Raw genomic sequence first — 23,653 nt, 5'->3', positions numbered from 1 at the left:
GTATGGCGAGGCCTTATCGCTCAGGCAGCACGCACAGCATTTCAAACAGCAGGTTAGCCGCCAGTAGCGAGGTATTGCCGGAACGATCGTAAGGCGGCGAAACCTCCACCACGTCGCTGCCGACCAGATTCAGCCCCCGGCAGCCCCTGACGATCTCCAGGCCCTGCCAAACCGACAGCCCACCGACCTCCGGTGTGCCGGTGCCCGGTGCAAAAGCCGGATCCAGACCGTCAATGTCGAAACTGAGGTAAACCGGCGCATTGCCCATCTGTTCACGCACTTCTGCCATCAGCGGTGCCAACGAGCGATACCAGCAGGCTTCCGCCGGTACCACGCGGAATCCCTGTTTGCTGGACCAGCCGAAATCATCGGCCTCATAACCGCTGCCGCGCAGACCAATCTGTACCACCCGCTGTGGCTGCAATAGCCCCTCTTCAAAGGCGCGGCGAAAAGTCGTCCCGTGCGCCAACTTTTCACCAAACATCTCTTCGTTGGTGTCAGAGTGGGCATCCACGTGAATCAAGCCGACCGGGCCATATCGGCTGGCCATCGCACGCAGGACAGGTAACGTCAGTGTGTGATCGCCCCCCAGCGTTAGCGGAATGCAGCCGTGGGCCAAAATGTCGTTATAGGCCAGCTCAATGCGGCGGACGCTGTCCTCCAGGCTGTAGGGGTTGATGGCTACATCTCCCAAATCGGCCACCTGTAACCGTTCAAAAGGCGCGGCGGCGGTGCCCATGTTGTAAGGGCGGATCATCACCGACTCTTGCCTGATTTGCCGCGGTCCATAACGCGTACCGCTGCGATTTGAAGTACCAATATCAAGGGGAATACCAACGAAGGCCGCATCCAGCCCCCGTGCGTCATCTGCGACGGGCAGGCGCATCATGGTAGGGATACCGGCAAAACGCGGCATATCGTTGCCACTTTGGGGTTGATTCAACATGGGCTTTCCTTGTTCGAGCGTCGGCGAGTTTCAACATTTGGATAACAATTACAGGCTACCCCGACACCTGACAGGGCTACCATTCCATCTTTAGAATGTAAGTATTGAAAATACCGATGATTAGTAACGCATTGAACCATTGGCTTTTATTTAACTCCCATGCCATAAAGACACAGTTATCTGCCCACCGAACCCCCTCGGTGATGTTATGCAATGGTTAACAATTGGCGATTTCCGTGGAGGAGAGAATGCTCACCAATTTGAGCGATATTGATCTGCGACTGCTGCGGGTATTCGTCGCCGTTGCGGAAGCCCAGGGCGTCAGCGCGGCTCAGGAAACGCTGTTGATGAATCAGTCGACCATCAGCACCCATCTCGCCACGCTGGAGACCCGACTGGGATTTCGCCTGTGTCAGCGCGGCCGTTCCGGTTTTATGCTGACCCCGAAAGGCGAACGCATGCTGATCGCCTGCCGCACCCTGTTTAACGCCGCGCGTGACTTTACCCGCGTCAGTCAGTCGCTGAACGGTCTGTTGACCGGCGATCTGCAGATTGGCCTGGTGGATAATCTGGTGTCGCTACCGGGTAATCCCTTCAGTCGTGCCATCAAACAGTTTCAACGCCGGCATCAGGATGTGCAGTTGCAGTGCCGAATTTGCGCCCCCGGCGAACTGGAACAGGGGTTGCTGAATCAGCAACTCGATGTGGGTATCGGTTATTTTGGCCAGCAGTTGGACGAGCTGCAGTATCAGCCCTGGATAGCAGAGACGCAGGCGGTCTATTGCAGCAGCGATCATCCGTTGTTCGCACTGGAGCAGCCGGGACGTGAACTGATTGAAAATGCGCGCTGGGTCAAACGCGGCTACCTGCTGGCGCAGCAGCTTTGCCCGCTGGCACCGCTAAACCTCGGTGCCGTTGCCCATCATATGGAAGGGGTCGCCCATCTGGTGCTCAGCGGCGAGTATCTCGGTTATCTGCCCACCCATTACGCCGCGCGCTGGGTAGAACAAGGCGCATTGAAACAGTTAGGTGGGCAGGCGCTGTCTTATCAGGCGGCATTGAGTCTGGTGACCCGGCCCGACTTGCCAAAGGAGGCACTAAGCGCATTGCTGGAGGATTTGCAGCACGCCGGGGAGGCTTCAGCCGCTATGGCGTTGGTGTAGCAAGGTGCGAACAGCATAAAAAAATGCCCCGCACTTGGCAGGGCATGTTCAAACGTTTAATTGACCGGCATACGCGCCGGATCCGGGTACTGATATTCAAACCCCAGTTCATTGCAGATACGGCTGCCGTCCACCAGCCGCCCGCCCTGCTCCACCTCGGCGGCGAACTGCGGAGGTGCCAGATTTAATTGTTCGGCCAGCGCCGGGTAGAACTCGCGCTTGGTCGGATGGGCTGGCGCACACAGATTATAAACATGGCCGCCTTTCGGCAATTTCAGCAGCAGTTGGATCGCACCGATCACGTCGTCCTGATGCACCAGATTGACCCCTTGCGAGCCGCCTTTAACGTCAACTTTACCGGCCAGGAAACGGCCAGGATGACGATCGGCTCCCACCAGCCCTGCCAGACGCAAAATATCCACCGAGGTGTTCGGCAGCTCATGCAGCCAACGCTCCAGCTCCGCCAGCACCTGCCCCGAAGGCGAAACCGGCTTCAGCGGCGAGTCTTCGCGCACCGTGCCGATGGTTTCACCGTACACCGAGGTTGAACTGGTAAACAGGATGCGCGGCACGCCGAAGGCCATCGCACTGTCCACCAGCATGCGCACCGCATTAAAATAGTTTTCACTGCCTTCGACGGTACGGCGAGCGGGTAACGTCACCACCAGCGCATCAACGCGCAACAGTGCTTCCAGATCCTCCGGTTCGCAAATCAGTTCCGGCGTCATTTCCAACTGATAGCATTCAATCCCGCTCATCCGTGCGGCCTCGACGCCATCCGGCGTGGTTTTACTGCCAACAACGTCAAATCCGCGGCTCATCAGCGACAGAGCCAGCGGCATACCCAACCAACCCAGGCCAATAATGGCTACCTTTTTCATGATCTTCCTCTCTTGAAGACTGCAGCGCTTTGCCCATTAAGGCTACGCCAGTCGGCGTAGTGATTCAATCCACCGACCTTAAGCTTAGGTAAAGTCGCGTCCAGCTAATAACTCAACCTGTTTCAATAAATTAAATTTATGACGACAAAAAAGAGTTGCGCGACAGACGGCGGATAGTTTAGGTTAATTAGCAATTGAGTTTGTAGCGACTTTATACAGAGAACACACCATGACACGCATTCAGTTCAGCCACCATCATCACCATCACCCTGACTAGTCTTTCAGGCGATGTGTGCTGGAAGACGGTTAGTTAATCTTCCAGTGGCGCGCAGAATGCAAGAGAGAGCCCTCGGAAGATTTCTTCCGAGGGTTTTTTTTTGGCTCCGGACAGACAGACAAAATAATTTTCATAATAAATTCATAAAATTACGGATTAAACAGAGGTTACCATGTTGGATAAAACACGTTTACGGATAGCAATGCAGAAATCGGGCCGCCTGAGTGATGAATCTCAGGAGCTGCTGGCACGCTGCGGTATCAAAATCAACCTGCAGCAACAACGCCTGATCGCCTTCGCTGAGAATATGCCGATTGATATCCTGCGCGTGCGCGATGACGATATCCCGGGCCTGGTGATGGACGGCGTGGTCGACCTGGGCATTATCGGTGAGAACGTGCTGGAAGAAGAGCTGCTCAACCGCCGCGCCCAGGGCGAAGACCCGCGCTACTTCACCCTGCGCCGCCTGGACTTCGGCGGCTGCCGCCTGTCGCTGGCCACTTCACTCGACAGCGAATACACCGGCCCGCAAAGCCTGCAAGACGCCCGCATCGCCACCTCTTACCCACACCTGCTGAAGCAATACCTCGACAAACAGGGCGTGCGCTTCAAATCCTGCCTGCTGAACGGTTCGGTTGAAGTGGCACCACGTGCCGGTCTGGCCGACGCCATCTGCGACCTGGTTTCCACCGGCGCTACGCTGGAAGCCAACGGCCTGCGTGAAGTGGAAGTGATTTACCGCTCGAAAGCCTGCCTGATCCAACGCGACGGCGAAATGCCGGAAGCCAAACAGCAACTGATCGACCGCCTGATGACCCGTATTCAGGGCGTGATCCAGGCGCGTGAATCCAAGTACATCATGCTGCACGCGCCAAGCGAGCGTCTGGACGAAATCGTCGCGCTGCTGCCGGGTGCCGAACGCCCTACCATTCTGCCGCTGGCCGGCGCACAGAACCGCGTAGCCATGCACATGGTCAGTAGCGAAACCCTGTTCTGGGAAACCATGGAAAAACTGAAAGCGCTGGGTGCCAGCTCGATTCTGGTGTTGCCAATTGAGAAGATGATGGAGTAAGGCCATGTCGAACTTCAATACTCTGGTCAACTGGGCAGACTGCAGCGCCGAACAGCGCACAGCACTGCTGATGCGTCCGGCGATCTCCGCCTCGGACAGCATCACCCGCACGGTGAGCGAAATCCTCGACAACGTGAAGGCCAATGGCGATCAGGCGCTGCGCGATTACAGCGCCAAATTTGATAAAACCGAGGTTGGCGCGCTGCGCGTCACCGCCGAACAGATAGCCGCCGCCAGCGCTCGTCTGGGTGATGAGATCAAGCAGGCCATGGCCGTGGCCGTTGCCAATGTGGAAACCTTCCACAATGCGCAACAGCTGCCGCCGGTCGATGTGGAAACCCAGCCGGGTGTGCGTTGCCAGCAGATAACCCGCCCGATCGATTCGGTGGGGCTGTATATTCCCGGTGGCTCCGCACCGCTGTTTTCTACCGTACTGATGCTGGCGACACCGGCACGCATCGCCGGTTGCCGTCGCGTGGTGCTGTGCTCACCGCCACCGATTGCCGATGAAATTCTGTATGCCGCGCAACTGTGCGGTGTGAAAGAGGTGTTTCAGGTTGGCGGTGCACAGGCGATTGCCGCCATGGCGTTCGGAACCGACTCTGTACCGCGCGTGGCGAAAATCTTCGGGCCGGGCAATGCCTTTGTCACCGAAGCCAAACGCCAAATCAGCCAACGGCTGGACGGTGCGGCCATCGACATGCCGGCCGGCCCTTCCGAAGTGCTGGTGATCGCCGACGCCGGTGCCACGCCGGCATTCGTCGCCTCGGATCTGCTGTCGCAGGCGGAACACGGCCCGGACTCGCAGGTGATCCTGTTGACACCGGACGCCGCCATGGCACAGGCGGTAGCCGAAGCGGTAGAGCAGCAACTGGCACAGTTGCCACGCGCCGAAACCGCCCGTCAGGCGCTGGCCAGCAGCCGACTGATCGTCGCCAAAGACTTGACCGAATGCGTGGCCATCAGCAACCAGTACGGCCCGGAGCACCTGATCATTCAGACCCGCAATGCCCGTGAGCTGGTCGACAGCATCACCAGTGCCGGTTCGGTGTTTCTTGGCGACTGGTCGCCGGAGTCTGCCGGTGACTATGCGTCCGGCACCAACCACGTGTTGCCGACCTACGGTTATACCGCCACCTGTTCCAGCCTGGGCCTGGCGGATTTCCAAAAGCGCATGACGGTGCAAGAGCTGACGCCGCAGGGCTTTATGAATCTGGCCGCCACCATTGAAACCCTGGCCGCCGCCGAGCAGTTGATTGCCCACAAAAACGCCGTGACCCTGCGCGTTGCCGCCCTGAAGGAGCAAGCATGAGCATTGAAAATCTGGCACGCACCAACGTTCGCGATCTGACCCCTTATCAGTCGGCACGCCGTCTGGGCGGCAACGGCGACGTGTGGCTAAACGCCAACGAATACCCGATTGCCCCCGAGTTCCAACTGACCGCTCAAACCTTTAACCGTTACCCGGAGTGCCAGCCGGCGCTGGTGATCGAACGCTACGCCGATTACGCCGGGGTTAAGAAGGAGCAGGTGCTGGTCAGCCGCGGTGCGGACGAAGGCATCGAACTGCTGATCCGCGCATTCTGTGAGCCGGGCAAAGACGCCATCCTGTTCTGCCCGCCGACCTACGGCATGTATGCCGTCAGCGCAGAAACCTTTGGCGTGGAGCGTCGTACCGTGGCGGCCAAACAGGACTGGCAGCTGGATTTACCGGCCATCGCCGACAGCCTGGACAACGTGAAGCTGATTTACGTCTGCAGCCCAAACAACCCGACCGGTAACCTGATCGATGCCAACGATCTGCGCGCCGTGCTGGAAATGGCCAAAGGCAAGGCGATCGTCGTGGTTGACGAGGCCTATATCGAATTCTGCCCGCAGGCAAGCGTAGCCGGCTGGCTGAACGACTACCCGCATCTGGCGGTGCTGCGCACCCTGTCCAAAGCCTTTGCGCTGGCCGGGTTGCGCTGTGGTTTTACCCTCGGCAACGAAGAACTGATCGCCCTGCTGCTGAAGGTGATCGCCCCTTATCCGCTGTCCACCCCGGTCGCCGATATTGCCGCTCAGGCGCTCAGCACCGAAGGGATCCGCGTGATGCGTCAACGGGTTACCGAGATTGCCGCCAACCGCAGTTGGTTGCAGCAGGCGGTGCAAAACTGTGCCTGCGTTGAACAGGTTTTCACCAGTGACAGCAATTACCTGCTGGCACGATTCACTGCTTCCAGTAATGTGTTTAAAACCTTATGGGATCAGGGCATTATCTTAAGAGACCAAAATAAACAACCTGGGTTGTCCGGCTGCCTGCGCATCACCATAGGCACCCGTGACGAATGCCAGCGCGTGGTTGACGCGCTGTCTGCCCTGCCCGGTGCAACCGAGACTCGCCAGGAGCCAATGTGAGCCAGAAATTCCTCTTTATTGACCGTGACGGCACGCTGATTGCTGAACCGCCGGAAGACTTCCAGGTCGATCGCCTGGACAAGCTGGCGCTGGAGCCGGACGTGATCCCTTGCCTGCTGAGTTTGCAGCAAGCGGGTTATCAACTGGTGATGATCACCAATCAGGATGGCCTCGGCACCGCCAGTTTCCCGCAGGAAACCTTCGATCCGCCGCACGACCTGATGATCCAGATCCTCAGTTCTCAGGGCATCCACTTTGAAGATATCCTGATCTGCCCGCACCTGCCGGCGGACAACTGCGACTGCCGCAAGCCGAAGACCGCGCTGGTCAAAGGCTATCTGGAGCCCGGCGTGATGGATACCGTTCACAGTTACGTGATCGGCGATCGTCCAACCGATGTGCAACTGGCGGATAACATGGGCATTAAGGGGCTGCGCTATCAGCGCGACACCCTGGGCTGGAAAGAAATTACGCGCCAACTGACCCAGCGCGATCGCCATGCCCAGGTTAACCGCGTGACCAAAGAAACGCAGATCGACGTCAACGTCTGGCTGGATCGCGAAGGCGGCAGCAAGATCAAGACCGGCGTGGGCTTCTTCGATCACATGCTGGATCAGATCGCCACCCACGGCGGCTTCCGCATGGACATCAACGTGAAAGGCGATCTGTATATCGACGATCACCACACGGTGGAAGACACTGGCCTGGCACTGGGCGAAGCGCTGAACAAGGCGCTCGGCGACAAACGCGGCATCGCACGCTTCGGCTTTGTGCTGCCGATGGACGAGTGCCTGGCACGCTGCGCGCTGGATATCTCCGGCCGTCCGCACCTGGAATACAAAGCAGAATTCAACTATCAGCGCGTCGGCGATCTGAGCACCGAAATGGTCGAACACTTCTTCCGTTCGCTGTCCTACACCATGGGCTGCACCCTGCACCTGAAAACCAAGGGTAAAAACGACCACCACCGTGTCGAAAGCCTGTTCAAAGTGTTTGGCCGCACGCTGCGCCAGGCGATCCGCGTTGAGGGCAACACCCTCCCGAGCTCGAAAGGAGTGCTGTGATGGACGTGGTGATTCTGGACACCGGCTGCGCCAACCTCGCCTCTGTCACCTACGCGGTGCAGCGTCTGGGCTATCAGCCGGAGGTAAGCCGTGACCCGGAGATCGTCCTGCGCGCCGACAAGCTGTTCCTGCCGGGCGTTGGCACCGCGCAGGCGGCGATGGACCAGTTGCAACAGCGTGAGCTGATTGAGCTGATCAAGGCCTGTACCCAGCCGGTGCTGGGGATTTGCCTCGGTATGCAGTTGTTGGCCAAGAGCAGTGAAGAGAACGGCGGTATCGATACGCTGGGCATTATCGATACCCCGGTAAGCCAGATGACCGACTTCGGCCTGCCGTTGCCGCACATGGGCTGGAATCAGGTATCTGCCCAGGCGGGTCATCACCTGTTCCGCGGCATCGAGGACGGTGCCTACTTCTACTTCGTTCACAGCTATGCGATGCCGATATGCCCAAGCACCATCGCCCAGGCGAACTACGGCGAGCCCTTCACCGCCGCCGTGCAAAAAGACAATTTCTTCGGCGTGCAGTTTCATCCAGAGCGATCTGGCGCGGCCGGTGCGCAACTGTTGAAAAACTTTCTGGAGATGTAGGCAGCATGATTATTCCAGCTTTGGATTTGATCGACGGCACCGTGGTGCGTTTGCATCAGGGCGATTACGGCCAGCAGCGCGACTACGGCAACGATCCGCTGCTGCGCCTGCAGGACTATCAGCAACAGGGTGCTCAGGTATTGCACCTGGTCGATCTGACCGGTGCCAAAGACCCCACCGCGCGCCAGATCCCCCTGCTGCGCAAGCTGCTGGCGGGAGTTAACGTGCCGGTCCAGGTCGGTGGCGGCATTCGCAATGAGCAAGACGTTGTTGCCCTGCTGGAGGCCGGTGCGACCCGCGTGGTGATCGGCTCCACCGCGGTAAAACAGCCGCAGTTGGTACAGGGCTGGTTCGAACGCTACGGCGCCGATGCCATGGTGCTGGCGCTGGACGTGCGCATTGATGTGGACGGCACCAAGCGTGTGGCCATCAGTGGTTGGCAAGAAAACTCGGACGCTACGCTGGAACAGGTGGTGGAGCAATTCCTGCCTTATGGCCTGAAACACGTGCTGTGCACCGACATTTCCCGTGACGGCACGCTGGCCGGTTCCAACGTGGCGCTGTATCAGGAAATCAGCCAACGCTATCCGCAGATCGCCTTCCAGGCGTCTGGCGGCATCGGCAATCTGGATGATATCGCCCAGTTGCGCGGCAGTGGCGTTGAAGGTGTGATTGTGGGGCGTGCCCTGCTGGAAGGTAAGTTTAGCGTTGAGGAGGCGATCGCATGCTGGCAAAACGGATAATCCCGTGCCTGGATGTTAAAGACGGGCAGGTAGTGAAAGGCGTGCAGTTCCGCAACCATGAGATTATCGGCGATATCGTGCCGCTGGCACAGCGCTATGCACAGGAAGGCGCAGACGAACTGGTGTTTTACGATATCACCGCGTCAAGCGATGGTCGGGTGGTAGATAAAAGCTGGGTATCGCGCGTGGCAGAGGTGATCGACATCCCCTTCTGCGTCGCCGGTGGGATTAAAAGCCCGGAAGACGCCAGCCAGATCCTCTCCTTCGGTGCCGACAAGATTTCCATCAACTCCCCGGCGCTGGCAGACCCTACGCTGATTAGCCGCCTGGCGGATCGCTTTGGCGTGCAGTGTATTGTGGTCGGCATTGATACCTGGTTCGACAGTGAAACCGGCAAATATCACGTAAACCAGTACACCGGAGACGAAAGCCGCACCCGAGTCACCCAGTGGGAAACCCTGGATTGGGTGAAAGAAGTGCAAACGCGCGGCGCCGGCGAAATTGTGCTGAACATGATGAATCAGGACGGCGTACGCAACGGTTACGATCTGGAGCAACTGCAGCGAGTGCGTGAAGTGTGCAAAGTACCATTGATCGCCTCCGGCGGCGCGGGCACCATGGAGCACTTCCTGGAGGCGTTCCGCGATGCGGACGTCGATGGCGCGCTGGCCGCTTCGGTGTTCCACAAGCAAATCATTAATATCGGCGACCTGAAAAGGTTCTTGTCCGAACAAGGTGTGGAGATCCGCCTGTGTTAACAGAACAGCAAAGAAACCAGCTCGACTGGGAAAAAACTGACCACCTGCTGCCGGTGATCGTCCAGCACGCCGTCTCCGGCGAAGTGCTGATGCTCGGCTATATGAACCAGGAAGCGCTGGCCGTCACCGAACAGAGCGGCAAGGTCACCTTTTTCTCACGCACCAAACAGCGCCTGTGGACCAAGGGCGAAAGTTCTGGCCACTTCCTTAACGTGGTTAGCATCACCCCGGACTGCGACAACGACACGCTGTTGATTCTGGCCAATCCAATCGGCCCGACTTGCCACCTGGGTAACACCAGCTGCTTCCACCCGGCCAGCAGCGATTGGGGTTTTCTGTATCAGTTGGAACAACTGCTGGCGGAACGCAAGACGGCCAGCCCCGACAGCTCTTACACCGCTAGCCTGTACGCCAGTGGCACCAAGCGTATCGCGCAGAAAGTCGGTGAAGAAGGCGTGGAAACCGCACTGGCCGCCACGGTGAACGATCGCGAAGAGTTGACCAGCGAAGCTTCTGATCTGATTTATCACCTGTTGGTGTTGCTGCAGGATCAGGATTTGGACTTGAGCAAAGTGATTGGCCGACTGCGCGAACGGCACCAGAAATAACCCTGTTATACAGGCAATAAAAAAGCCGCCGGGCGTAAACCTCGGCGGCTTTTTTTATACTTCAAACGTTGGGGTTATTCCATCCATTCGGTATGGAATACGCCTTCTTTATCGATACGTTTGTAAGTGTGAGCACCGAAGTAGTCGCGCTGCGCCTGGATCAGGTTGGCAGGCAGAACCGCTGAACGGTAGCTGTCGTAATAGGCAATCGCCGCAGAGAAGGTCGGCGTAGGGATGCCGTTTTGCACCGCGTAGGACACCACATCACGCAGCGCCTGCTGGTATTCATCAGCAATCTGCTTGAAGTATGGCGCCAGCAACAGGTTGGCAATATCTGCGTCGTGTGCGTAAGCGTCGGTGATTTTCTGCAGGAACTGAGCGCGAATGATACAGCCGGCACGGAAGATCTTGGCGATATCGCCGTAGTGCAGATCCCAGTTGTTTTCTTTGGAAGCCGCTTTCAGCTGAGAGAAGCCCTGTGCATAAGAAACGATTTTACCCAAGTACAGTGCACGACGCACTTTCTCAATGAATTCAGCTTTGTCACCGCTCACTGGAGTCGCTTTAGGACCGGTCAGCACTTTAGACGCGGCAACACGCTGGTCTTTCAGTGAGGACAGGTAACGCGCGAACACCGACTCGGTGATCAACGACAGTGGCTCGCCCAGATCCAGAGAGCTCTGGCTGGTCCATTTGCCGGTGCCTTTGTTGGCCGCTTCGTCCAGGATCACGTCAACCAGGTAGGTACCTTCTTCATCTTTCTTGGTGAAGATATCTTTGGTGATGTCGATCAGGTAGCTGTTCAGTTCGCCCTTGTTCCACTCGGCGAAGGTTTCAGCCAACTGTTCGTTGCTCAGGTTCAGCGCCTGCTTCAACAGGGAGTAAGCTTCTGCAATCAGCTGCATGTCGCCGTACTCGATGCCGTTGTGCACCATCTTCACGTAGTGACCGGCACCATCAGCACCAATATAGGTCACGCAAGGCTCACCTTCCGCTACTGCAGCGATTTTCTTCAGGATTGGCGCCACCAGCTCATAAGCTTCTTTCTGGCCACCAGGCATGATTGAAGGGCCTTTCAATGCGCCCTCTTCACCACCGGAAACGCCAGTGCCGATGAAGTTGAAACCTTGGTCAGACAGTTCGCGGTTACGGCGGATGGTGTCCTGATAGTAGGTGTTGCCACCGTCGATCAGAATGTCACCTTTATCCAGATGCGGAGTCAGGGAAGCAATGGTCTTGTCAGTCGCTTCGCCCGCTTTCACCATCAGCAAAATGCGGCGTGGTTTTTCCAGAGATTCAACAAACTCTTCAACGGTGTAGTGCGGCACCAGGTTTTTACCCGGATTCTCTGCAATAACTTCGTCGGTTTTGTCGCCTGAACGGTTAAAGATCGAAACGGTGTAACCACGGCTTTCGATGTTCAGTGCCAGATTGCGGCCCATTACCGCCATGCCGACAACGCCGATTTGTTGCTTGGACATTGAGGAACTCCTGTCTGAGGATGACCCTGTTAACAACTTTAGCCAACAGGTTTTGTGATGTGGCACACATGTTAACTCAGGATTGAACCGCGTGGGTAGTGATTGGTGCGATAGGCTTCACAACAGATAATAATCCATCAAAAATTATACAGTTGTGTCAATGCGTGTTACCTGATTCGCAAGGTTGCATAACACGCAAGACAGATAGAACGGGAATAATCACGATTGGACTTTTTCTTCCATACTTTCGCGAAAAGCCCAAAGAGCTTCTAAAATTAATAACTTCCGATAGCGATCGCACGTTGATAAAGTTTCAAGGTGTCATCAATAACCAATGATGACGCGAATTTGCTTTCGATTCGCGCTCGGCTACGAACTCCCATCTCTACACGCTTGTTCGGGCTGGTGAGCAATTTCTCCAACTTTTCTGCCAAAAGCTTGATATTACGTTTCTCAACCAAACTACCCGTATATTCATCAATAATAAGGCTTTGGCAACCACCAACATCGTAAGCAATACAGGCACGCCCAACGGATGAGGCTTCCAGCAAGATGCGAGGGATACCTTCAGAATATGTGGAGGGCAGAGCAACAACGTTAGAAGCCTTAATAAGGCTGTAAACATCAGTACAGCGGCCTAGCCAGTTTATCAGCCCCTGCTGGTGCCATTCTTCGATTTTTGACAGTGGTATGGCGTCAGGATCATCAACAATCGAAATCCCTGCTACATTGAGTACAAAGTCTACACCTTTAAGCGCCAGTCGCTTTTTCACTTCAACCAAATCACCCAGCCCCTTGCTCCACAATAAGCGGCTAGCAAACAGCACAATCGGTTTTTCGCGGTTGATCTCTAGTGAATAGTGATAAATATCCGGATTGATACCAGCACCATCGATCACCACCGTTTGGCTTTTTTTGGCGTCAGTGATGGCAATGAGTCGGTCGCGGTCATGTTCATGCTCAAAAGCCAACAGACACTTTTCGTTCTTAAATATATGATTATAGGAGCGTAACGTCAGAAAACGAATGACGTTCATCGACAGCTTGTCCTCCATAAACACCCGGCCCAATCCCACAAAACCCAAAATGATAGGTTTTTTATAAAAACGGGCAAAGAATCCCCCCATCAAACAAGGCTTGATGGTGATGCAGTGCAATACATCAGGATTGATTTTCTTAAGCAATTGCCAGACTTTAACCAAAGAGCCAAGAAAATTAATCGGGTTAATGGAAAGTTCGGAAACAGAAGAGTCATGACAGATAAAGCCTTTATCTGCCAGGTTTTGCTGAATGCCGTCTCCCACAAAGTGACTGACAACATGAATTTCATAGCCAGCAGCTTTAGCCGCCAAGGCTCTTTCAACCCAGTGAAGTTCAAAGTACCAATCTGAGTTGATAAAATAACAAATTTTTTTCATTAAACTCTTACCGGCTAATGTTGTTTACCATTTTTACGTGATATACCGTCAACAATACCGCGCACTACATATCTAATATATTCTATCTTGTTAGTCTGCGAGGTAACAGAAAGTAAATATTTTGCAATACGTAACACGATAGCACCGAGTGAGTAAGGCCTTTCATTTTCTTTGAACAACATCCTTGAAAGGAGCAGGTTCCTGACCAGATAATACACCTTCCATGGTGGGTTTATTCCCCCATTGGTAGGCGGCACATCATGCAAGAACAGCAGCTCTGGTGAGTATCGGAAACGATACCCCTGTTGACTCAACCTGTAAGAGAAGTAAACATCATCATAATAAATAAAAAGTTCTGACCAGATAGACTCTGTGTTGGCAGCTAAAACGTCTTTGCGAATTATTGCACCAACAAAGGAAAGCGTCACAACCTCTGACGCCTCCTGTCCTGTCGGAGTATAACGAGCGGGTCTTGCAATATAATCGATCGTGCGCATCAACGATGTTGGCATCTTACTGAAGGGCACATTCATTTTACAAAGCTCGCCCTGCTTATCCAGTACACGGCAACAGTATGCCGCATGATTAGTCTGTACCAACTCTGCAAAACGTGCCAACAGCCCCGCCTGCGGATAAGCATCGTCATCAAACATAAATACCCAATCGGTACCTATATTTTCAGCAATGAACTCCGCGCCGAGCTTAAACCCACCCGCACCGCCATTGTTTTGACCGGCGCGAATGACATGCAGGCGAGTATCCTCAATACCATTCAGCCAAACCTGAGTATTATCTGTTGAAGCATTATCAACAACAACGATGTGCTCAAAAGGTAACGCGGCGGTTGCCACCCAGCACTGTTTCAATTTTTCCAGGCGATTGAAAGTAACAATTAACGCCGTGGTTTTCATCTGATACTGACCGTAAACACCGGCATCATCGTTTTCTGCTCTAGGCTGGTCAGATAAATATCGGCAGTTTTCAACGCTTCAGCAATAGTCACGTCCATATCCAGATAGCGATAGGTACCCAAGCGTCCTATAAAGGTCATGTTATTCTCTTTTTCTGCCAAATCGACATACTTCTCCAGCAGACTCATTTCACCGACTTGTCGAATTGGGTAGTAAGGGATATCGTTTTCCTCACATGCACGGCTGTATTCTTTATAACAAACAGAGCCTTCATGCTGCTCCCAAGGTGAAAAATATTTGTGTTCGGTGATTCGAGTATAAGGTACTGATTGCTCACAATAATTCATGACCGCACAGCCCTGATAATCTCCATCTACAGAGAATTTTTCAAAATCTAACGTGCGGTAACCCAAACGTCCGAACTGAAAACCATAAAAAGCATCCAGTGGCCCGCTATAGAAAACATGATCATAGTGCTCGCGATCTTGCGGCTGAAACTGCACGCCTAGCGATACGGTAATATTCTCATGGTCTAAAATACCTTCAACCATTTTGGTGTAGCCGTCTTTCGGCATACCCTGAAACTTATGATTAAAATAGTTATCATCATAATTAAAGCGAATAGGTAAACGCTTAAGGATCGATGCGGGCAGTTGAGCTGGGGACATCCCCCACTGCTTAATTGTATAGCCTTTAAAGAAGGCCTCATAAAGCTCTTTACCGACAAAACGCAGCGCTTGCTCTTCAAATGATTGAGGTTCAGTAATGCTGCTGTCACCTTTTTCAGCAATTAACGCTTTAGCTTCTGTCGGCGAACAGGTTTTTTTAAAGAATTGGTTAATCGTATGAAGATTTATCGGCAGTGAGAAAACCTGACCATCAACTGTCGCTTTGACCCGATTAACGTAAGGCATCATGGTCGAATAGCGATTCACAAAGTTCCACACTTGTTCGTTGTCAGTATGGAAGATATGCGGGCCATAGGTATGGACCATCACGTCCGTCTTCGTATCTCGGGCATCATAACAGTTACCTGCAATATGATCCCGGCTATCGATGATTTGGACCAGATGCCCCTGTTCTGCCAGTTGACGGCCAATTACAGCACCAGAGAACCCAGCACCTACAATTAGTATTTTTCCAGTATTCATTATTAAGTTACCCAAGAATTACACGTCTAACTTTGTAGTAGTATTTCGTCATAAGATTACGACGTGACGAACCTGTTGGTGCCCATTTATTAACAATTGGCATCAGAGCACGTTTTAATTTGGTCTGCAGCAACACCGGTGTATTGTTAATAAGTTTAGCTGTAGGATCACGTGAAACTGCCGTCCCAACCAGACGTTCATAAGCTTCAAACGCCCATGGCGTATTCACGATATTTTTATGATAGTTATCAAAAAAGTCAACATGACGCATGTTCCACGGTTTATTCTCGCCTGCAAAATGAATCATCTTCGGATTTATACGCGCAGCAAGAAAATTCATATATGTTTTGAATGGCAGATTGGGGAAAAAATCTTCCGTATTACCGTTACCATGATAAACGTTCCATTCCAATGGTAAGTAATACACGCGGCCATGGAATACTTTATTCATAATATCCTGATCCAGGAACCAATAGGTTTTGCTTTTCATCGCATCCATTAGCTTGGAAAAAGTATTTTCCTGGTTCATTTGTACAATGTTAAAAACTATTATCCCTGCCTGGAAGTAGCCATCTGGATTATCCATCCCCAATGAGTTTGACAAATATTCTTTGGCAGGTATTACACCATCACTAGACTGTGACATCGCACCGAACAGGACAAACCCCTCCATGACAATATCTTTCACCGCAGCTACCAGATTATTTTCGAGAGGTATATCCATCAAATCAGCCAGGTCACTTTCAACCACGGTGTCCGCGTCAATAAAGATAACCTTATCAAACTCAGAAAAAAGCTTTGGAATGAACAAACGAGCATAGGTCGCCGCACTAAAATGCGCCCGAGTAGCGACATTTTTTATCTCACTAAAAGCATTAACATCAAAGAATCGAAGACTAAAATTTTCAATACCGGCGATTAATGATAAGAAACGGCGCTTATTTGTCAAAGAAATGCCATTTTCAAGAACAATCAGATCATAGTTAAGTTCTGGACTTGCGTGAGTGAGGATGGAATTAACTAGTGCCGCACCACTAATAGCATAGTTATCATCGAAGCAGATCACTACAGGGACATTTTTCGTTTCAAAAGCAGGCTTCAGGGTTGCATTAAAAGTTTCTTGCTGAATGAAAGTCCGCTGCAACTCTTTCACTTTAAAAGAGTGTTGCTCGATTTGATACGCGATGTAAATATTCAGTAGGCGCTCGGAAATATGCCCAACAACGCGTTTTTCTTGCGCATTATAATTTTTAAAGCGGAGTTTATCCTCTAGTCTTTCCAAAATGGAAAATAGCCATTCTGAATAGTCATTAAAGATAGATTGCCTCATAACGAACATATTCGTATAATAACCATCAGAGGCGTTATTAAATTTATCAGCAGCAGTTTTATACTCTGGATAAAGTTCAGCAAGAGTACTCAATGCAGCATCGTAATCTTCTATATGCAAGTAGTTAGAAACTTTATAGTGTTGATAGTTGTTCTTGCTACCTGCAGCACTGACATCCCATTTTTTTGGTAAAACCATATCAACATCAGTCAGACACTGAGAGATATCTTTATCGTTTAAACCAAATTTCGAGTGGTAAATCTCATCAATTTTCTCATAATTAATCACGCCCCAATTGTCTTCTGGAATCAATTGATCTTCAGAGAAATTAAAATGGCGACGATAATGCATAAATCCAACATAATCCGTTGGTTGTGCATTCTTCCATACCCAATAGTGCGCTGTCAGCTCACAGTAAAAAGGATTTTTGAAAGATATATTCTCGCCTGTATCATCACCCGGACAACCAATTTCGTTTTTATTATTATCTCTTCCAACATGAATCGGCTGAATCAACGCTGATTCTAGAAAAGCACTTGGTTTATGATGACAAGTATATATTTTAATATGACTCATTTAAATTACCTAGTAGTCAAAAAATTAAATTCAGGCCATTGCCATCTTATATTGAGAGATAACAGCGTGGGCATCCCCTATCTCTCTCATTTTATGATCTTCTATCCAAATGACCTTATCACAAATTTTTTCAACATCCTCAAGGTTGTGGCTTACAAAAAGAATTGTAACACCTTTCTTCTTGAACTCATTAATAGTACTCAAACATTTACGTTGGAAAGCAATATCACCGACAGCCAGAACCTCATCGATAATAAGTATATCCGGATCTACCTGTGTTATGACCGAGAAACCCAATTTAGCCAACATACCACTTGAATAAACGCGGATGGGTTCATCAATAAACTCCCCCAACTCAGAAAACTCGACAATTTTATCCAGGCGCTGCTTTAATTCCTTGCGTCGTAAACCCAACAACGTGGCATTAAGACGAATATTTTCACGCCCTGTGAGTTCAGGGTGAAATCCCCCCCCCAGCTCCAGCATCGAAGCAACACGTCCAACTACGCTAACTCTACCCGAGGTCGGTTTCATTACTCCGGCGACCAGACCAAGTGAAGTACTTTTCCCCGCGCCATTACGACCAATAAGTGCCACCGACTCCCCTTTCTGAACCTGGAAGCTGATGTCTTCAATCGCTAAATAACTGCGACCGCTTAGCAGACTCAATGCTCGACGCGGATTAAAAATAAGTTCCTTAATGCCAGATCCAATATGATGATATAATGGATAGCGCTTAGTGACATTTTTAAATTCAATAGCTACACTCATTATAATATCTCTGCAAATCTGTACTTTAATTTATTAAATATGCTAGTGCCAATGATGACGAATAAAAGTGCATATCCATATAGCATTCCAATCTGATGATAATCAATAACTCCATTCATGAAAAGATCACGCCAACTCAGTATCATATTTGCCAGCGGGTTATAATCAATCAAGAATTTATACTCTTTAGGAATCATATCACCGGAGTAAAGGATTGGCGTACAATAGAACATCAACATAATGCCCAACGTCACAAATCTCTCTAAATCACGGAAAAAAAGATTCAATGTCGACAACATCATTGCAATACCGAAAGTCATAAGCATCTGGGCTATACCAATTAATGGGACCCCCCAAATCCAGTCAACTGATGGACGCATATCATAGACATAGAGAAAAACAATAATTACAGGAATGGTACATAAGAAATGTAGACACTCCATCAGGACGTTACTGAAAGGAATAACAGAACGAGGAAATACTGTTTTCTTTATTATTTGTGCATTAGCTATGAAAGAATATAATGAATTTGTCGTTGAACTGGCAAACCATTGCCATGGGAAAAGCCCAGTAATAATAAATATGGTATAATTTGGTATTTGAACCCGCATGACCAACTTAAATATAAAGTAATATATCATGGCAAAAAGCAACGGATTAGCAATGGACCACAGGTAACCAAAAAAACTGCTTTTATATCTTACTTTCAATTCTTTCTCTGTGATGACCGCAGCCAAATCCCAGAGGTAACCTAAGCTATACTTCATATGAAAACTCGATTTAAGATTAAAATTCCCTAACATCTGAAACGTAATGCATTACAGCAGGCGTTGGAAACGAGTGAGGGTGACTGAGAACATAAATTCCAGAGGTTAACGTCATTTGTAACCACGCTACCGCCCCTGGCTTTGTGGCGACCAGAGAGCAACTTTCACAACCCATTGATTTTTATATATATTTACAATAAAGCCCAATCACAGAATCACAGCACACTACACTTGCTGCACGTGGGTTGCTGACTACGTTACCTCCAGCCGCTCCATTTTGCTTTAGGAATCGGCTGGATTCCTCACGCACAAAAACCCCTTATATCAGTGATTCAACAACCCTTTCAACCACACAGAAAAATCCTTTCCCTGGATAGGGTGACGTAAGCCAAACTCGACAAATGCTTTCATATAACCCAATTTATCACCGCAATCATGGGAACGCCCGACCATAGCAAATGCATCAACCGGTTTTTGTTCCATCAACATGGCGATTGCATCAGTTAACTGGATCTCTCCACCAGCACCGTAAGGCGTTTTCTCAAGCAACGGCCAAATATCTGCTGCCAAAACATAACGACCAACCACAGCCAAGTTTGAAGGTGCTTCATCCAAATGAGGTTTCTCTACAATTGCCCGCATTGGCACACTCTTGCCTGGAGGAATTTCGACACCACTACAATCGACCACTCCATATTTGGAAACATCCATTGCCGGCACGGGTTCCACCATAACCTGGCTGCGCCCATGCTGAGTAAATCCGGCGATCATACTGGCCAAGTTATCTTTTTTGAGATCTGAGGCAACGTCATCAATTAAAACATCGGGCAGCAGCACTGCAAAGGGTTCGTCGCCGATCAATGGTCGAGCGCATAAGATCGCATGTCCCAAGCCTTTGGACTGCCCTTGGCGAACATGCATCAGAGTGACACCTTTAGGACAGATCGATTGCACCTCTTCCAGAAGTTGGCGCTTGACGCGTGACTCCAACATACTTTCGAGTTCAAACGAGGTGTCAAAGTGGTTCTCAATGGCATTTTTTGATGAATGCGTAACAAGAATGATTTCTGTGATGCCAGCAGCAACACATTCATTCACAATATATTGGATGAGAGGCCTGTCTACGACCGGCAACATTTCCTTAGGGATAGCTTTAGTGGCCGGCAACATGCGGGTACCTAAACCTGCAACGGGGATAACAGCTTTTAGCATTTTTGTGGGGGCTCCCAACAATTTCCGTTTCATTGCTGTATCACTTCTAAAAACATCACAATGACGTTTCATAGCCATTGTTGCCTTCTAGCACACAGCAAAAAATGGCATCAATTTTAATTGGCCTGAAGTATACACCTATGTCAGAAGTTAATACATTAACACCACATAGACAAAACGTCATTTGTCTAAATAGCAACCGAATCACTCTTATATGACAACAACAACCATTTGAATTTAAACATAAAAAACGACAAAAGCATCCCGTCAGGGTTCCACCGTCTATTGGTATAACTCGATGTGCATCACGCTATTTATCGAACAGATATCATTCAATATAAGTAGCAAGCATATAATAAACAGAAAAGCAAAATCAGCGTTCATTTGATAATAATTATTGATTGAATGAATGACCGGTCTTCTTCACAAGACAGAGGATCCGCTTGATAAAAGCAAAAATGCCCGCAAGACTTACAATACCGTCCACTTAAGCGATGAGGCCCTGGCAAACCGGCCGCAGCCAGTGACTATTTTCGTCGCCATAGTTCTGTCCTGTCAGTAAATCTGCATCAAAAAATTTATCAAACAGGGTAATGTCGCATCCATTCACACCTTCATCAGGTCATGGACCTAGCGGGTCTCACTATACCGGTATGGTTCTGAGACCGCCTCTAGTAGATGCATGACTGCTCAGGTTCATCAGCTTTGCCAGACATATCACTAGAAAAGGACTGGTGGTATGAGTAGATAGAGAAAGGAAATTCTTTAGTCATTCAACAGGGAGTATTCAGCAAAGATTTACGCAGAAGGCGGTGGTAACAAAGGCTGGTCGTTAAAACTTAAAAAGTCATCCAAAAGTAGTATAAGAAAACGGCTCCCTGTAATGGAAGCCATTATATTTCGCAGATGCGGACTGCATAAAATTGGGGCAACCTCGCCTCAACTTTTGCGGTGATAACCCTGCGGATTATTTTTTTGCCAATTCCATGCGTCACGCATCATGGTATCCAGGTTACGTGTCGCTCTCCAGCCCAACTTTTCAGCCGCCAGTTCTGAAGAAGACCAACATTCCGCAATATCCCCTTCGCGTCGCGGAATGATCTGATAAGCCACACTGCGCTCCGAAGCTTTTTCAAAAGCCTGGAGCATCTCCATCACTGAATAGCCAATCCCCGTGCCAAGGTTATAGACCGTAAATCCTTTCTGATCGTCAATATGGTCAATAGCCTTGAGATGACCTTCGGCCAAGTCCATCACATGGATATAATCTCGAACTCCGGTACCGTCCGGAGTAGGATAGTCATTCCCAAAGATCGATAACTTTTCCAACTTACCAATGGCCACTTGGGCAACATAGGGCAGTAAATTGTTAGGAATACCATTGGGATCCTCACCAATCATACCTGATTCATGAGCACCGGCCGGATTGAAATAGCGTAGTGCAGTAATCGAAAACTGTGGTTCTGCCTTGGCAAAGTCCTGCAAAATCTGTTCAACCATCAGTTTCGAAGTGCCATAAGGGTTGGTTGTTCCCCCAACGCGAGAGGTCTCAAGCAACGGAACCTGCTCAGGCGTGCCATAAACGGTGGCAGAAGAGCTAAAGATGAATTTATGCACCCCAGCACGACGCATTTCTTCCAATAGTACCAGCGTGCCAGCAACGTTGTTTTGATAGTATTCAATCGGTTTACGAGTCGACTCACCTACCGCTTTCAGGCCGGCAAAATGGATAACCGAATCTATCGTATGAGCATCGAAAATACGCTTCAGGCATTCGCCATCCTGAATATCACCCTGGTAGAACACAGCCGCTTTGCCCGTTAACTCTTCAACACGACGCAAGGACTCTTCCGAAGAGTTCGACAGGTTATCCAGTACCACTACGTCTTCAGCACGCTCCAGCAAAGCCAGTACGGTATGAGAACCGATATAACCGGCTCCACCAGTGACTAAAATCGCCATATCAACTCCTTTTCCCCAGTTTTACTGGAGAATTATCATTCGTTAAAAACTAACCTATTGATTTAAGAATCAGGGGAAAATGAAAATCTGAGACATCAATGTCCGGCAGGTATAATACTACTTACTTGATTAATCACCATAACGTTGAGAGCGGCAAAAGCTGCTCTCAACCAGCACCCTACAGCAATTCAATTCAGGCCTTCGACAATAACGCTAAAATCTCATCTGTTTTCTCTTTCATCAAAGCCACATTAGCGCGTGACTCAACGTTGAGGCGCACTACCGGCTCAGTGTTAGACGAACGCAGATTGAAGCGCCAATCGGCAAATTCCATACTGATGCCGTCGGTGTAATCCACTTTCGCGGCTTGCGTCAGATAATGTTGCTTGACGCCCTCAATTGAAGCTGCAGGCAGGGTCAGCTTGATGTTGATTTCGCCAGAAGAGGGATAGGCTGCAATGCGGTCTTCCACCAGTTGCCCCAATGTCTGCCCCTTAACGCTAACCAATTCAGCCACCAGCAGCCACGGGATCATACCGCTGTCGCAATAGGCAAAATCGCGGAAGTAGTGATGTGCACTCATCTCGCCACCGTAAATAGCGTCTTCCGAACGCATACGCTCTTTAATGAAGGCATGGCCGGTTTTAGACATGACCGGTACACCGCCAGCCTGATTCACTACATCGATAGTATTCCAACTCAAGCGCGGATCATGAATGATTTTGGCCCCCGGCTGTTTTTGCAGGAAAGCTTCCGCTAGCAAGCCGACGATATAATACCCCTCAATAAAGTCACCTTTTTCGTCAAACAGGAAGCAACGATCAAAGTCGCCATCGAACGCAATCCCCAGATCCGCACCATGTTCGCGCACTGCGTTGGCAGTGTCCGCACGGCACTCAGGCAATAATGGGTTAGGGATACCATTCGGGAATGTGCCGTCAGGCTGATGGTGGACTTGGATAAACTCCAGTGGAACCCCCTGAGCTTTCAACTGTGCTTCGATTGCATCAATCACATGCCCGGCAGCGCCGTTGCCCGAGTTGATAACCAGTTTTAAAGGTTTAAAGTTTTTCGTATCTACGTACGACAAAATATGTTCTACATATGCCCCCAGTACGTCCTGGCGAACATAGTTGCCACGAGTAGCGGCTGGCGCTGAGAATTGGTTATTTTCCGCCAACTCCTGGATTGCCCGTAACCCTGTATCACCACTGATTGGGCGCGAACCTTCACGAACCAGCTTCATCCCATTGTAGTCGATCGGGTTATGGCTGGCCGTCACTTCCACCCCCCCATCCGCTTTAAGATAGGAAGTGGCGAAATAGACCTCTTCAGTCCCGGTCATGCCAATGTCGATAACGTCGGTACCTGCATCCTGCAACCCTTTTGCCAGTGACAGCTTCAAACTTTCACTGGTCAGGCGCACATCGCTACCCAATACAATAGTCTTTGGTTTCAGAAATTCGCCATAAGCGCGCCCAATACGGTAGGCAATATCATCATTCAGTTCTTCACCTAGTTTACCGCGGACATCATAAGCTTTAAAACACGTTAACTTTTCCATCACCAAACCCT

The 23,653-nt window shown here is 50.5% G+C and carries 22 protein-coding genes and 1 other annotated feature; of the genes, 10 read left to right on the top strand and 12 right to left on the bottom strand.

Annotated elements, in window-relative coordinates:
* Positions 1-13 precede the first annotated feature (13 nt).
* A complete protein-coding gene (gene speB, locus QOT07_RS08210; protein WP_283602890.1) occupies positions 14-946 on the bottom strand; it encodes an agmatinase in 933 nt (310 codons plus the stop codon).
* A 248-nt stretch (positions 947-1,194) separates the two neighbouring features.
* Here speB and QOT07_RS08205 point away from each other — a divergent pair, with 248 nt between their 5' ends.
* A complete protein-coding gene (locus tag QOT07_RS08205) occupies positions 1,195-2,109 on the top strand; it encodes a LysR family transcriptional regulator (RefSeq protein WP_283602889.1) in 915 nt (304 codons plus the stop codon).
* A 56-nt stretch (positions 2,110-2,165) separates the two neighbouring features.
* On the opposite strand, the gene QOT07_RS08200 is transcribed toward QOT07_RS08205, so the two are convergent.
* Positions 2,166-2,990 (bottom strand): SDR family oxidoreductase, encoded by an 825-nt coding sequence (locus QOT07_RS08200; RefSeq protein WP_283602888.1) that lies wholly within the window; start codon positions 2,988-2,990, stop codon positions 2,166-2,168.
* A gap of 229 nt (positions 2,991-3,219) precedes the next feature.
* On the opposite strand from QOT07_RS08200, the gene hisL reads away from it, so the two are divergent.
* The 9 genes from hisL to hisIE all read left to right on the top strand — a co-directional run bounded on the left by hisL (position 3,220) and on the right by hisIE (position 10,499).
* Positions 3,220-3,267: a his operon leader peptide gene (gene hisL, locus QOT07_RS08195; RefSeq protein ID WP_101495319.1), complete on the top strand. Its 48-nt coding sequence runs from the start codon at positions 3,220-3,222 to the stop codon at positions 3,265-3,267.
* Positions 3,243-3,369: a sequence feature (His leader region), on the top strand. (Overlaps the previous gene by 25 nt.)
* Before the next feature lie 70 nt (positions 3,370-3,439).
* On the top strand, positions 3,440-4,339 hold the full coding sequence (hisG, locus tag QOT07_RS08190) for an ATP phosphoribosyltransferase (protein WP_085115991.1): 900 nt from the start codon (positions 3,440-3,442) through the stop codon (positions 4,337-4,339).
* Between the two features lie 4 nt (positions 4,340-4,343).
* Positions 4,344-5,651, top strand: coding sequence for a histidinol dehydrogenase (hisD, locus tag QOT07_RS08185; protein ID WP_112350258.1), 1,308 nt, complete (start codon positions 4,344-4,346; stop codon positions 5,649-5,651).
* A complete protein-coding gene (gene hisC / locus QOT07_RS08180; RefSeq protein ID WP_283602887.1) occupies positions 5,648-6,736 on the top strand; it encodes a histidinol-phosphate transaminase in 1,089 nt (362 codons plus the stop codon). The genes hisD and hisC overlap by 4 nt, the downstream gene beginning before the upstream one ends.
* Positions 6,733-7,800, top strand: coding sequence for a bifunctional histidinol-phosphatase/imidazoleglycerol-phosphate dehydratase HisB (gene hisB / locus QOT07_RS08175; RefSeq protein ID WP_283602886.1), 1,068 nt, complete (start codon positions 6,733-6,735; stop codon positions 7,798-7,800). Before hisC ends, hisB begins: the two co-directional genes overlap by 4 nt.
* Positions 7,800-8,390, top strand: coding sequence for an imidazole glycerol phosphate synthase subunit HisH (gene hisH / locus QOT07_RS08170; RefSeq protein ID WP_283602885.1), 591 nt, complete (start codon positions 7,800-7,802; stop codon positions 8,388-8,390). The genes hisB and hisH overlap by 1 nt, the downstream gene beginning before the upstream one ends.
* A gap of 5 nt (positions 8,391-8,395) precedes the next feature.
* Positions 8,396-9,133 carry a 1-(5-phosphoribosyl)-5-[(5-phosphoribosylamino)methylideneamino]imidazole-4-carboxamide isomerase gene (gene hisA / locus QOT07_RS08165; protein WP_099064153.1) on the top strand — a complete coding sequence of 246 codons (738 nt, stop codon included), beginning with the start codon at positions 8,396-8,398 and terminating at the stop codon, positions 9,131-9,133.
* Positions 9,115-9,891 (top strand): imidazole glycerol phosphate synthase subunit HisF, encoded by a 777-nt coding sequence (hisF, locus tag QOT07_RS08160; RefSeq protein WP_085115985.1) that lies wholly within the window; start codon positions 9,115-9,117, stop codon positions 9,889-9,891. Before hisA ends, hisF begins: the two co-directional genes overlap by 19 nt.
* The gene (gene hisIE, locus QOT07_RS08155) at positions 9,885-10,499 is read left to right on the top strand and encodes a bifunctional phosphoribosyl-AMP cyclohydrolase/phosphoribosyl-ATP diphosphatase HisIE (RefSeq protein ID WP_219015773.1); all 615 of its coding nucleotides are present in this window, start codon (positions 9,885-9,887) and stop codon (positions 10,497-10,499) included. The genes hisF and hisIE overlap by 7 nt, the downstream gene beginning before the upstream one ends.
* 74 nt (positions 10,500-10,573) lie before the next feature.
* On the opposite strand, the gene gndA is transcribed toward hisIE, so the two are convergent.
* The 10 genes from gndA to cpsG all read right to left on the bottom strand — a co-directional run bounded on the left by gndA (position 10,574) and on the right by cpsG (position 23,642).
* A complete protein-coding gene (gene gndA / locus QOT07_RS08150) occupies positions 10,574-11,980 on the bottom strand; it encodes an NADP-dependent phosphogluconate dehydrogenase (protein ID WP_085115982.1) in 1,407 nt (468 codons plus the stop codon).
* A gap of 275 nt (positions 11,981-12,255) precedes the next feature.
* Positions 12,256-13,398, bottom strand: a complete 1,143-nt coding sequence (locus QOT07_RS08145) for a glycosyltransferase family 4 protein (protein WP_261426988.1) — start codon at positions 13,396-13,398, stop codon at positions 12,256-12,258.
* 14 nt (positions 13,399-13,412) lie between these two features.
* Complete coding sequence (locus tag QOT07_RS08140; RefSeq protein WP_283602884.1) at positions 13,413-14,309, bottom strand: glycosyltransferase; 897 nt, start codon at positions 14,307-14,309, stop codon at positions 13,413-13,415.
* On the bottom strand, positions 14,306-15,460 hold the full coding sequence (glf, locus tag QOT07_RS08135) for a UDP-galactopyranose mutase (RefSeq protein WP_261426990.1): 1,155 nt from the start codon (positions 15,458-15,460) through the stop codon (positions 14,306-14,308). Before glf ends, QOT07_RS08140 begins: the two co-directional genes overlap by 4 nt.
* A gap of 7 nt (positions 15,461-15,467) precedes the next feature.
* Positions 15,468-17,366, bottom strand: a complete 1,899-nt coding sequence (locus QOT07_RS08130; protein WP_283602883.1) for a DUF4422 domain-containing protein — start codon at positions 17,364-17,366, stop codon at positions 15,468-15,470.
* 30 nt (positions 17,367-17,396) lie between these two features.
* On the bottom strand, positions 17,397-18,137 hold the full coding sequence (locus tag QOT07_RS08125; protein WP_261426993.1) for an ABC transporter ATP-binding protein: 741 nt from the start codon (positions 18,135-18,137) through the stop codon (positions 17,397-17,399).
* Positions 18,137-18,904: an ABC transporter permease gene (locus QOT07_RS08120; protein WP_261426994.1), complete on the bottom strand. Its 768-nt coding sequence runs from the start codon at positions 18,902-18,904 to the stop codon at positions 18,137-18,139. The genes QOT07_RS08125 and QOT07_RS08120 overlap by 1 nt, the downstream gene beginning before the upstream one ends.
* A 324-nt stretch (positions 18,905-19,228) precedes the next feature.
* The gene (galU, locus tag QOT07_RS08115; RefSeq protein WP_283604323.1) at positions 19,229-20,116 is read right to left on the bottom strand and encodes a UTP--glucose-1-phosphate uridylyltransferase GalU; all 888 of its coding nucleotides are present in this window, start codon (positions 20,114-20,116) and stop codon (positions 19,229-19,231) included.
* Between the two features lie 939 nt (positions 20,117-21,055).
* Entirely contained in the window at positions 21,056-22,078 is a 1,023-nt protein-coding gene (galE, locus tag QOT07_RS08110) for a UDP-glucose 4-epimerase GalE (protein ID WP_283602882.1), read from the bottom strand.
* Between the two features lie 193 nt (positions 22,079-22,271).
* Entirely contained in the window at positions 22,272-23,642 is a 1,371-nt protein-coding gene (gene cpsG / locus QOT07_RS08105; protein ID WP_261426996.1) for a phosphomannomutase CpsG, read from the bottom strand.
* Positions 23,643-23,653 lie beyond the last annotated feature (11 nt).

Origin of the sequence: Serratia proteamaculans (assembly GCF_949794035.1) — a bacterium.
Taxonomy (GTDB): domain Bacteria; phylum Pseudomonadota; class Gammaproteobacteria; order Enterobacterales; family Enterobacteriaceae; genus Serratia; species Serratia proteamaculans.
This window is presented reverse-complemented; position numbering and strand designations above follow the sequence as displayed.